This window comes from Robertkochia solimangrovi (assembly GCF_007279655.1).
In the GTDB taxonomy this organism is placed as follows: Bacteria; Bacteroidota; Bacteroidia; order Flavobacteriales; family Flavobacteriaceae; genus Robertkochia; species Robertkochia solimangrovi.
In genome coordinates, this window is sequence record NZ_QKWN01000007.1 from 228,096 (window position 1) to 239,938 (window position 11,843).

An 11,843-nucleotide genomic window follows, 5' to 3' on the forward strand; every position below is an offset into this window, starting at 1 on the left:
ACTTTAATCATAGTCTGTGATCTGACCCTTCATGAATCCGGTCAAAATACACAGAAATTAAAGATTCAAGTTAATTAAAAAAACAGGAAAAAGACTTCACTTAAAGATAATTTAACAAGAAGCGTTCAATCGATTATATTTTATTGGAACTTCAAATATTCTCCATCTGTTTACCGGAAATTTCTTCTGAAAGTTTTTCCAAAGTTTCTCCTTTAGTTTCCGGCATCATAAAATGCACAAATATCAATTGTAACACCATCATAAAGGCAAAGAATGCAAATACAAGAGCCGGGCCTACCGAGCCAAAAAGTCCAGGTAAAGAAGCGGGAATCAAAGCCGCAAGAATCCAGTGTACCGAACTCCCAAATGACTGACCTGCTCCTCTGAGATGATTTGGAAAGATCTCAGCAATAAAGACCCAGATCACCGCACCTTGTCCGAAGGCATGCGCCGCTATAAATAGAAAAATGAAAGCTGGCACTGTACTCGGACCCCAATCGAAATAAAATGCTGCAGCTACCATGGATAAGGAACAAATATAGCCGATACTCCCCCAATACATCAGTGGTTTTCTACCTAACATATCTATCAAACTGAGTCCGACTACCGTAAATACCAGATTGATCTGCCCAACTCCTATGGTACTTAGATACGCATAGTCATCCGCAAGTCCTGCCGCTTTAAAAATACGGGGAGCAAAATATAAGACCGCATTGATTCCAGACATCTGATTGAAAAAAGCGATCAGAAAGGTATATATCAAAGGCTTGCGAAACTTTTTATTAAAAATATTTTCACCTTTAGGTGCGTTCAGATTCTCTTCTCTATTGATCCTTTCCAGGATATCCTCAAAATTGCCTTCGGGATACAATCGATTCAATACGCTCATTGCTTCCTCGTATCTTCCAGTCATCAACAACCACCTCGGACTGAAGGGAACCCCTAAGACCAACAACAGAAATAAAAATGCCGGTATCACCTGAATACCCAGCATATAACGCCAGGCATTAGGCCCTGAATCCATCAACAGATAATTAGAGATATATGCTACCAGTATGCCAAGAACTATATTAATCTGATATAGCGCTACAAGACGCCCACGACTTTCCGGCGGAGCGATCTCTGCCACATAAGCGGGAGCCGCGATGGTAGACATTCCGATGGCGAGTCCTCCTGCAAATCTGAATAGGGCAAAAATATAGGGTGAATTGCAGAGTGAAGCACCCAGGGCAGCGATGATAAATACGATTCCTATAAGGATCAGGGTATGTTTTCTACCGATCCTGTTCACAGGAATACTACCGAACATGGCTCCAAAAACCATTCCCCAAAGCGCCGGGGAAATAACGACCAAGCCATGAAAAATATCAGAAGTATTCCAAACCCGTTGCAAGGTCTGCTCCATTCCAGAAACCACCACAGTGTCAAAACCGAGTAAAAAACCCGACAATGCCACAGTAATCGACCAAAATGTAATATTCTTTATCATATACCTGCACTTTCATAATACACAAAGCAATAAGAATAATTAAGGCAGATGAACCGGAAGAATTAAAGGGCTCCTGGTTATAAAATACAAAAACCGACGCTAATTCCGTATCCTTCAAACAGTCCAGGAAAAAGCGTCGGTTAAATTTAAGATATACCGTTGAAATTTGTGAAATTTTATATCACAATTAACAGTAAATCAATATGTTAGTTTATAATTCAAGTGCTTTTTTCACATCGAGATGTGCCACTGAATCAATGATCATTTCAGGCTTGAAAGCATAATCCTTCAGATCTTCGGGTTTTGAAACTCCAGACAGGGTTAGAATCGTTGAATACCCTAACTGCACTCCACCGAGAATATCGGTATCCATAGTATCTCCGATAATAATGGTCTCACGTGCTTCCAGTCCGAGATATTTGCGAGCAGATCTCATCATGACCGGACTTGGCTTTCCAACAGAAAACGCCTTTTTGCCCGTGGCTTCTTCGATCATGGCAACCACGGCTTTGATACCGAGGTTGGACCATCCTTTTTTCTTAGGTGAAGGGTCAAGATTGGTAGCGATAAACTTTGATCCTGAAAGGATCATATCAACCGCAGTGTTCACCATTTCCAGCGTAAAGTTCCTTCCTTCTCCTACTACTACAAAATCAGGGCTGTGATTCACCATAGTGTATCCATGCTGATGCAAACTGGTAATTAGTCCGCCTTCTCCCAGTACATAGGCGGTACCATTCGGATTCATAAAGGATAGAAACCAGGCTGTCGCCATAGCACTTGTATAAACATTCTCCTCTTTGATCTTGATACCCATCTTCGCCACCTTATTCACGGCATCAAGTGGTGTGCGTTGACTGTTATTGGTCATGAACAAAAAGGGAATCTTTTCCTTTTGAAGGGTATGGATGAATTTATCAGCACCCGGGATCATATCATCTCCCGAATAGATCACTCCGTCCATATCTATTAAAAATCCTTTTTTCATTAAAATCCTTTTTTCTGTTAACTTTATACAATTTTGCGGCTAAGTTACGATATAATATGTACAGCCGTTGTAAAGTTCAGACACTAAAAACGTCGAAATAACAAACATTTAATTTTAATCACCGGAAACTGAAAAATCTACAACCATGAGCAATAATTATTATGATCCTTCTGATTTACGAAAATTTTCCAGCATCACTGAATGGAGTGAAGAACTCGGAAATAAGTTCTTTGAATACTATGGAAAGGTTTTTGAAGAAGGTGCACTGACAGCAAGAGAAAAATCACTAATCGCTCTGGCAGTGGCACATGTGGTAAAATGTCCGTATTGTATCGATGCTTATACTAAAGATGGCATGCAAAGAGGAATTACCAAAGAAGAGATGATGGAAGCCGTACATGCCGGCGCTGCAATTGAAAGCGGCGCAACCCTGGTTCACGGAGTTCAAATGATGAATAAGTACAATAAACTATCGATGTAATCACGAATGTCAGTAACACAATCTTTAAAAAAAAGAAACAATAAATTATCAGAAACGGCAAATCAGCTTGAATTGCTTTCAGGAGGTATTTTTACAAATGGGGAACTTCCTACCTTTAGAAAGAAGCTGGAATCCCATGGTAGCTTCCCTCTAAAACCTAAGCAACTTGAGATTCTGCAGATCAATGTAGGCTATATGTGTAATCAGGTCTGCGAACACTGCCATGTTGATGCTGGTCCGGACCGGAAAGAAATCATGACACGCGAAACCATGGAAATGTGCCTTGAAGTCATAAAATCGACAGGCGCCCATACGCTGGATCTGACCGGAGGTGCTCCTGAAATGAATCCTGATTTCCGTTGGTTTGTGGAACAAGCGTCTGCTATTGGAGTAAAAGACCTCATTGTACGCAGTAATCTTACGATTATACTGGCAAATAAAAAGTATCACGATCTTCCTGATTTCTTCAAGGAACATAATATACATGTGGTTTCTTCCCTTCCGCACTGGACCAAAGACCGAACCGATAAACAACGAGGCGAAGGGGTCTTCGACAAATCTATAGAAGCTTTGAAACTTTTGAATCATGTCGGATATGGTGATCCGGAAAGCGGGTTGATCCTCGATCTGGTTTATAATCCTTCCGGTGCGTTTTTACCCTCAGACCAGAAAGCTATGGAACAGGATTTCAAAAAAATTCTGGCTGAAAAGTTCGGGGTGCATTTCAATAACCTGTTTGCACTTACGAATCTTCCGATATCGAGGTTTCTTGATTTTCTGATCGCTTCAGAAAACTATGAAGATTATATGTATGCGCTGGTAGACGCCTATAATCCGGCAGCAACTGAGCATGTGATGTGCACAAACACACTATCTGTTGGATGGGATGGCTCCCTTTACGATTGTGATTTCAACCAAATGCTCGACCTTAAGGTCAAAGCGCCCATAACCCATATCCGTGATTACAATGAAGCGATATTGCAGAATCGGGAAATAATTATCTCACAGCATTGCTTCGGATGTACCGCCGGTGCAGGAAGCAGTTGCCAGGGATCAGTAACTTAAGCTCGGAAAATGAACAAACGTTTACTGATGATTTTCGTTCGCAATCCGGAATATGGAAAGGTAAAATCCCGAATTGCCCGGGACACCGGGCCCGATATTGCGCTGAAAATTTATAATCGACTACTGGAATACACCAGGCAAACAACCATTCAACTGCCGGTCACGAAAGAGATCCATTATTCAGAACACGTTGCATCCCCGGACCTTTGGAACGAGCGCCTGTTCCATAAAACCATCCAACAGGGAGAAGATCTGGGAATACGAATGGAGCATGCATTTCGGGATGCTTTCGAAAGAGGATTCCGTGAAGTGATCCTTATCGGATCTGACTGCTATGAACTTACGGAACAAATCTTGACAGACGCTTTTGAAAAACTAAGCAAACATGATATATGTATCGGACCGGCAAAAGACGGTGGCTATTATCTCATCGGACTTAAGCAGGTTCCGAATGGAATATTTAAAAATAAAATCTGGGGTGAGTCTAAGGTTTTATCAGACACATTAAAGGATTTAGATTCTTATGATGTAGCTTTGTTAAAGGAACTGAATGATATAGATACGATCGAAGATGTACGCTCTCATCCAGATCTGAAACTTTATTTAAATCGATAATTATGATCAATGCACTGAAGGAAACAACAGCGTATTTAAAGAACAAAGGATTTGAAGATCCTGAAATAGGGATCGTACTGGGTACCGGACTCGGTAAAATCGTTGATGATATTGAAAATCAAATAGTAGCACATTACAATCATATCCCTCATTTTCCGCTGGCAACGGTTGAGTTTCACAAGGGAAAACTGATCTATGGTGATCTCTATGGAAAAAAGGTAGTGGTGATGCAGGGTCGTTTTCATCATTATGAAGGATATGATTTTATCGACATCACCTATCCGATACGGGCAATGGAAGCTTTGGGCATAAAAAAATTACTCGTTTCGAATGCTGCCGGTGCCATCAACCTGGAATTCAAAAGAGGAGAATTAATGCTGATCGAAGACCATATTAACCTTCAGGGAGGGTCCCCGCTGGCATTTAAGGAAGTATCTGCCTTCGGAGAAAGATTTGTCGACATGAGTGACCCTTATGACAAGGAGATGTGCGATCAGGCGAAGGCTATCGCAAAGGAACACAATCTTCCGATGAATACAGGAGTGTATGCCTCTGTGGTTGGGCCGCAACTCGAAACCAAAGCAGAATATCGATATCTGAAGATCATCGGTGCCGATGCTGTAGGCATGAGCACCGTACCGGAAGTGATTGTTGCAAACCATCTCAAACTACCGGTATTTGCCATCAGCGTACTGACGGATGAATGTGATCCCGATAATCTGAAACCGGTAAACGTACAGGAGATCATTGAAGTTGCCGGCAAGGCTGAACCGATCATGATCAAACTGTTCAGGGAGCTCATACAACTCCAATAGTCGGCTTTCCTTTTGAATCAGGAATAAACATAAAATGGAAAAGTATTTTGAAATATTTAAAAACTCCTATTCGGGTTATTTCAATTACCTGATCAGTGAGATCACCACCTTCCACTGGAGTAATTATTTCTATGGATTGATCGTGATATCATTACTGGTATGGGGTCTGGAGATACTTTTTCCATGGCGCAAAGATCAAAAGATCTTCCGAAAAGACTTCTTTCTGGACACTTTCTACATGTTCTTTAATTTTTTCCTGTTGAATCTGATTGTACTCATCATGCTGTCAAATACTGCAGCTCAGATCTTTGATGATTTCCTCGGGTTGTTCGGCCTAAAACTGGATGATTTACAACTTCTGGACATCGGCAGTCTGCCCTACGGACTCGGACTGCTGGTTTTCTTTCTCATCTCTGATTTCGTACAATGGAACACCCATCGATTATTACACAGAGTACCTTGGTTATGGAACTTTCATAAAGTACATCATTCGGTAAAGGAAATGGGATTTGCTGCACACTTGCGTTACCATTGGATGGAACCTGTTGTCTACAAATCGATGCTCTATCTGCCCATCGCCATCATCGGAGGTTTTGAAGCAAATGATGTTGCCCTAATTCATTTCTTCAATATTACCATCGGTCATCTAAATCATGCAAACCTGGGCTGGGATTATGGCCCTTTAAAATATATACTCAATAACCCTAAGATGCATATCTGGCATCACAGTCGGAAGTTGCCGAACCGGTACGGAGTCAATTTTGGAATCACACTGAGTCTTTGGGATTATCTTTTCAGAACCAACCACATACCTTATAACGGACGTGATATTGAACTTGGCTTTGAAGGTGACGAGGAGTTTCCGGTAGATTTTGTAGGCCAGGAACTATATCCTGCGGATATCGGACACAATCCAAAAGATTAGCTTTAACCCGACCTAAAGTTAGCTGAGAATATGGCTGATCTAAATCCAAAATATTTATATTTGATAAGTTTAAAATTTCAAAGGAATGGCGAGTAATAAAATTCAGGATAAAATTGATGCTACCTTGCTTGAAGAACGCAAGGTATTTTTATGGGGACAGGTAGATGATAAATCGGCGAAACATGTGATCGACCGCCTTCTCTATCTCGACGCATTGAGTAACAAAGAGATCAAACTGATCATAAACAGTCCGGGCGGCTATGTTACTTCCGGATTTGCGATCCATGACACCATGAAATCATTAAAAAGTCCTGTGTCTACGATTTGTACAGGATTGGCTGCATCGATGGGTTCTATTCTGCTCTCAGCCGGTGAAAAAGGGAAGCGATTTATTTACCCTTATGCACGTGTCATGATCCACCAACCCAGTGGGGGTGCTCAGGGTCAGGCTTCTAATATTGAGATCCAGGCGAGAGAGATCATCAAAACTAAAGAAATCGGCGCTAAAATTCTTGCCGATAATTGTGGTCAGACCGTTGAAAAGATCATGAAGGATTTCAACCGTGATTACTGGATGGATGCTGAGGAATCTTTAGAATACGGAATCGTTGACGGAATATTAAAATAGTAGCATTCCGGCTATTCATAAAATCAAAGGTGGGCAACAGCTCACCTTTTTTTATACAATGATTTTATCACCATTTCAGCAGGCTTGTTCTGTACGGTAAATCGATTGTCTGCAAGTCCGCCGACACGGCTGCGATCCGGAAACCATTTCCACAGGAATCCACCGGCAAACCAGTTTTCATTCCAGAACGATTCATGTATAGCCTCTAAAGCCACCGATTGAGCGGTATGATTGACCCTTCCGGTAATGCGTTTCGCGTACCAGGGTTCCCGGGTTGAATGATCCATACTGCGATAACCATATTCGGTAAACAAAACCGGTTTCTCCTCTTTATAGCTCAGATGCTTCAATTTTTTCTTATAATTCTTCCAGGAATCGAACAATTCCTCCTTTAACGGAGTTTGATTCTGTGATAATGGATAATATGCATTCACACCGATATAATCGAGATCTTCCCAGAAATCCACAGACTCAAAACTGTCCCAATTCTCCGCATAGGTAATCTTTCCTGAATACAGTACTCTCACGGAGGCGATCAGCGTTTTAAAATACTCACTACGCTGCACAGCAAACTTATTCAATTCGTTCCCGATACAGAAGACTTCTACTCCTTCATCTTCCGCCACTCTAGCAAAATCGAGAATGTATTTGGTATATTCATCTTCCAGTTTTTGCCAGGCCTTTTCAGAATCCGGCTCCATATCTCCGGTAAAAATTCCATGCTGCACCCATACATGAGGCTTCAACATGACCTTGAGACCGCCCTTCTTTAAACACTGAATATATTGTCGAATCCCTATTTTTCGTTCCCCGAACCATTGGCGGTTGGTATCATAGTATACCTGAGGATCTTTCACATCTGCAATAAAAGCATAAGGCATCACCGCTACATAATTAGCGTTGATATTCTTTATATCAAGGGCTTGCTGATCTGCCAGTGAATCACGCGTCGATACAAGACTGATACCATTCATCTTCTCTTCTATCCTGAATTCAGGAGTACAACCAAAAACGAAGCAGCAAATCAAAAAAACCACGCTCAATAACCTGAGGTACATATATCTGAAATTTAGCCAGTTAATATAATGAATTCCGAACAATTCCTATCCTATTAATTTATCGGTGTCTTCTAAATTATGGTCTTGATTTAAGTTCTTATCTTGTGGTTCGACAAAAAGAAGCAACCTCTACCCGCAAATGAAACATATCGTTATCATAGGCAATGGCATAGCCGGTATAACCGCAGCCAGACATATCAGAAAACGAAGTGACAACCGCATTTCGGTTATCTCTTCCGAAAATAAATACTTCTTTTCAAGAACAGCATTGATGTATGTCTATATGGGGCATATGAAGTTCGAACATACGCAACCCTATGAAAACAACTTTTGGGAATCTAACAGGATAGAATTAGTAGAGGATCATGTCAACTCAGTGACTCCTTCTGAAAACAAACTAGTGCTTCGTAAAGGAAAAAGTCTGGATTACGATGTGCTGATCATAGCAACAGGATCTAAACCCAATCGGTTCGGCTGGCCCGGTCAGAACCTGAAAGGGGTTCAGGGACTTTATTCAAAACAGGACCTCGAACTGCTGGAGAAAAATGCCCCTAACGCAAAAGTTTGTAAACATGCCGTGATCACCGGCGGTGGACTAATCGGCATTGAACTTGCAGAAATGCTGCATTCAAGAAAGATCCCCGTTACCTTTCTGGTGCGTGAAAGCGGATTCTGGAGAAATGTTCTTCCCAAACCGGAATCGGAGATGATTAACAGACATATCCGTAAACACGGTATCGATCTGCGACTAAATACGGAATTGAGTTCGATAACCGGCGACGAGAACTCATGTGTCGCTTCTGTAATTACCAATCACGAGGAAAGAATACCTTGTGATCTTGTAGGGCTAACTGCTGGTGTTTCCCCGTCCATAGAATTTCTAAAGGATTCAGGTATTGAAACTAACAAAGGTATATTGGTGGATAGCCACCTCAGAACAACTATTGAAAACATATTTGCTATCGGTGATTGTGCGGAACTCAGAGAACCACTCCCTCACCGAAAAGCCGTGGAAGCCGTTTGGTATGCCGGAAGAATGATGGGTGAAACCGTTGCCTGTACCGTGTGTGACCAACCCGTTGCATACCGGCCCGGTCATTGGTTCAATTCGGCTAAGTTCTTTGATATTGAATACCAGACCTATGGAAAGATCCACGCGGAGAAGACCGCTCAGGAAGAACAGCTTTACTGGGAATCGGAAGATGGCAATAAATGTATTCGCATAGCTTTCGAAAAAGAAACCGGTGTCTTTATCGGAATGCATGCTCTAGGGGTACGCCTAAGTCATATGACCATAGACCGATGGCTTACCGAAAAACTGATGATCAACGATCTGCTACCACAACTGGAAAAGGCAGCCTTCGATCCGGAGTTGTTTGATAAATCTCTGAAAAAGGCCAAAGCACATTTTCAGCAAAAAATGATAAAACTCCAATTCTGAAATGATGAATTACGGAACACAAAAAAATATGGCACTGACCGGGGAACCTCCGGTTCAATTGAACAAAACTCAAAAATTAGGCACCCTGACCGGACTCACCGGATTGTTTATTCTTTTACTGGCAACGTTTAATGTTCAATTTCCTGAACGCACTTTCTGGCTAAGTGGATCACTGGTCCTTCTTTCAGCCGGAATACTGATCTTTTCAATTGCTGCGTACAAGGATAAAACAGCCGGAATCAAGAATGACGGAGTATGGTTCAAAAGCCTGACCTCCAGAGGCTACCTTGCCTGGTGTCTTGGAATATTTCTGACGCTCTTTTATATTGTACTCTATTTTTACCCATCACTCCTCGGGCTTCGCGAGAACGGTGTGAATACCGGACTTATCGGATTTTTCGACCCGCTTAGTAAATTTCTCAGCGGGAATCCTGCCAGTCAATGGTTTGTTTATGGAGTTCTGTATACCCTCGCAATCCTCACCTTCGGAATAAAATTTATATTAAAATACAGACATAATCGGTATGAAATGATCAGAACGATTAGCGTAATGTTCTTCCAAACCTGTTTTGCTTTTATCATTCCGGAATTGATGGCAAGGTTGAATTCACCTGATTTTTCACTACCGTATTATGATCTTAAAAATATTTGGCCACTCAATTATTATAACTTTGATCAATACAGGATCGACAGTTTTATCAGTTCCGGTGATATCGGACTGGCCTTACTCATCTTCGGGATAATTTCCATTCTGATCATCACCCCGGTACTTACTTATTTCTACGGAAAGCGATGGTATTGTTCGTGGGTCTGTGGTTGCGGCGGACTGGCAGAAACCATCGGGGATCCTTTTCGCCAGTTATCAGACAAAAGTATGTTCGCCTGGAAAGTAGAACGATGGGTGATCCATAGTGTGTTGGTATTCGTGGTACTAACGACCACGGCAACTATTTATTCCTATCTCAGCTATGATGCTCAAAAATACTGGCTTAACAAGGATGTTTTTCTGATCGGCACCGGTGTAACACTTACCTTATTGTTCCTGCTCATCTGGATTTATAAACGAGAAGAACTTAGAAAGGATGCCCGATATGGTGCCCTGGCATACCTGAGCATAATGATCGGCCTGATCCTGATCCATTACCTCAGCGGCATGAATGTATTTATCTTTGATGCAGGAACGCTGAGAACCTGGTATGGATTCATGATAGGTTCGATCTTTTCCGGTGTGATCGGAACTGGATTTTACCCTATCTTTGGCAGTCGGGTCTGGTGTCGTTTCGGATGTCCGATGGCAGCAATTTTAGGTCTGCAACAACGTTTGTTCTCACGTTTCAGAATAACGACCAACGGAGGTCAATGTATCTCTTGTGGAAATTGCTCCGTTTATTGCGAAATGGGAATCGATGTACGTTCCTACGCCCAGAAAGGAGAAAACATCCTAAGAGCCTCTTGTGTTGGCTGTGGGATTTGTTCAGCCGTATGCCCCAGAGGAGTGCTTAAATTGGAGAACACTAAAAAAAGTGATCAACGGATCGATCCGGATGCCGTTTTAACCGGAAATAATCCGGATCTGCTGGATCTGCTTAAAAAAAACCAGTAATAACCTATTAAGTTATGGGAGGAAATCCCGACGAATACCAAACGGGTATAATGATCGATGTGATCATACCGGCTTTTAATGAGGAGAATGCTATAGGAAAAGTCATTCAGGATATCCCGAATGTAGTCAGAGAGATCGTGGTGGTTGACAATAACAGCACGGACAGTACTTTTGAAACTGCTCGTGTGGCAGGTGCTACAGTACTGAAGGAAGCGCGAAAAGGATATGGGTATGCCTGCCTGAAAGGAATAGAACATCTCATCCAAAAGCCACAACGACCTGATATCATCGTTTTTCTTGATGGTGATTACTCTGATTACCCGGAAGAGTTACCCCTGCTGACCGAACCTATAATAAAAGAGAAATTCGATATGGTAATCGGAGCGAGAAATGCTGCATATCGCACCAAGGGTGCCATGACCCCACAACAGGTTTTTGGTAATTGGTTGGCGTGTACCCTGATGCGAATGTTCTATAATGCGCACTATACAGATCTGGGACCATTCCGGGCTATTCGAACCGACCGGTTACTGGATATGAAAATGGAAGATAAGACCTATGGCTGGACGGTTGAGATGCAATTAAAAGCTCTGAAACATCGTTTAAAATATACCGAAGTACCGGTTCGCTATCGCGCTCGAATCGGTGAATCTAAAGTATCAGGAACTGTGAAAGGAACAATCATGGCCGGATATAAGATTCTGGGATGGATTTTTAAATACAGTATACAATAAA

12 protein-coding genes are annotated in these 11,843 nt (G+C 41.9%); 9 read left to right on the forward strand and 3 right to left on the reverse strand.

The genetic code is table 11. The features are described from left to right. Nucleotides 1-151: 151 nt before the first annotated feature. Nucleotides 152-1,486, reverse strand: a complete 1,335-nt coding sequence (locus DMZ48_RS11290; RefSeq protein ID WP_479685356.1) for a sugar porter family MFS transporter — start codon at nucleotides 1,484-1,486, stop codon at nucleotides 152-154. 214 nt (nucleotides 1,487-1,700) lie between these two features. Beyond that, nucleotides 1,701-2,477, reverse strand: a complete 777-nt coding sequence (locus tag DMZ48_RS11295; RefSeq protein WP_143955253.1) for an HAD-IIA family hydrolase — start codon at nucleotides 2,475-2,477, stop codon at nucleotides 1,701-1,703. A gap of 145 nt (nucleotides 2,478-2,622) precedes the next feature. Between DMZ48_RS11295 and DMZ48_RS11300 the strand changes: the two genes are divergently transcribed. The 6 genes from DMZ48_RS11300 to DMZ48_RS11325 all read left to right on the forward strand — a co-directional run bounded on the left by DMZ48_RS11300 (nucleotide 2,623) and on the right by DMZ48_RS11325 (nucleotide 7,006). After that, nucleotides 2,623-2,958, forward strand: a complete 336-nt coding sequence (locus tag DMZ48_RS11300; RefSeq protein WP_143955254.1) for an arsenosugar biosynthesis-associated peroxidase-like protein — start codon at nucleotides 2,623-2,625, stop codon at nucleotides 2,956-2,958. Nucleotides 2,959-2,964: 6 nt separating this feature from the next. Further along, nucleotides 2,965-4,023, forward strand: coding sequence for an arsenosugar biosynthesis radical SAM (seleno)protein ArsS (arsS, locus tag DMZ48_RS11305; RefSeq protein ID WP_143955255.1), 1,059 nt, complete (start codon nucleotides 2,965-2,967; stop codon nucleotides 4,021-4,023). 9 nt (nucleotides 4,024-4,032) lie between these two features. Continuing rightward, on the forward strand, nucleotides 4,033-4,638 hold the full coding sequence (locus DMZ48_RS11310; protein WP_143955256.1) for a TIGR04282 family arsenosugar biosynthesis glycosyltransferase: 606 nt from the start codon (nucleotides 4,033-4,035) through the stop codon (nucleotides 4,636-4,638). Nucleotides 4,639-4,640: 2 nt separating this feature from the next. Next, nucleotides 4,641-5,453, forward strand: a complete 813-nt coding sequence (locus DMZ48_RS11315; protein ID WP_143955257.1) for a purine-nucleoside phosphorylase — start codon at nucleotides 4,641-4,643, stop codon at nucleotides 5,451-5,453. 34 nt (nucleotides 5,454-5,487) lie between these two features. Continuing rightward, a complete protein-coding gene (locus DMZ48_RS11320) occupies nucleotides 5,488-6,378 on the forward strand; it encodes a sterol desaturase family protein (RefSeq protein ID WP_143955258.1) in 891 nt (296 codons plus the stop codon). Nucleotides 6,379-6,463: 85 nt separating this feature from the next. After that, on the forward strand, nucleotides 6,464-7,006 hold the full coding sequence (locus tag DMZ48_RS11325; RefSeq protein WP_143955259.1) for a ClpP family protease: 543 nt from the start codon (nucleotides 6,464-6,466) through the stop codon (nucleotides 7,004-7,006). Between the two features lie 41 nt (nucleotides 7,007-7,047). On the opposite strand, the gene DMZ48_RS11330 is transcribed toward DMZ48_RS11325, so the two are convergent. Further along, the gene (locus DMZ48_RS11330; RefSeq protein ID WP_143955260.1) at nucleotides 7,048-8,064 is read right to left on the reverse strand and encodes a glycoside hydrolase family 113; all 1,017 of its coding nucleotides are present in this window, start codon (nucleotides 8,062-8,064) and stop codon (nucleotides 7,048-7,050) included. Between the two features lie 139 nt (nucleotides 8,065-8,203). Here DMZ48_RS11330 and DMZ48_RS11335 point away from each other — a divergent pair, with 139 nt between their 5' ends. From DMZ48_RS11335 to DMZ48_RS11345, 3 genes are read left to right on the forward strand one after another with little or no spacing between them, the layout of a single operon-like run. Further along, nucleotides 8,204-9,505 carry an NAD(P)/FAD-dependent oxidoreductase gene (locus DMZ48_RS11335; RefSeq protein WP_143955261.1) on the forward strand — a complete coding sequence of 434 codons (1,302 nt, stop codon included), beginning with the start codon at nucleotides 8,204-8,206 and terminating at the stop codon, nucleotides 9,503-9,505. A gap of 4 nt (nucleotides 9,506-9,509) precedes the next feature. Then, nucleotides 9,510-11,108 (forward strand): 4Fe-4S binding protein, encoded by a 1,599-nt coding sequence (locus tag DMZ48_RS11340; RefSeq protein WP_143955311.1) that lies wholly within the window; start codon nucleotides 9,510-9,512, stop codon nucleotides 11,106-11,108. 14 nt (nucleotides 11,109-11,122) lie between these two features. After that, nucleotides 11,123-11,842, forward strand: coding sequence for a glycosyltransferase family 2 protein (locus DMZ48_RS11345; protein ID WP_242009183.1), 720 nt, complete (start codon nucleotides 11,123-11,125; stop codon nucleotides 11,840-11,842). Nucleotide 11,843: the final 1 nt, after the last annotated feature.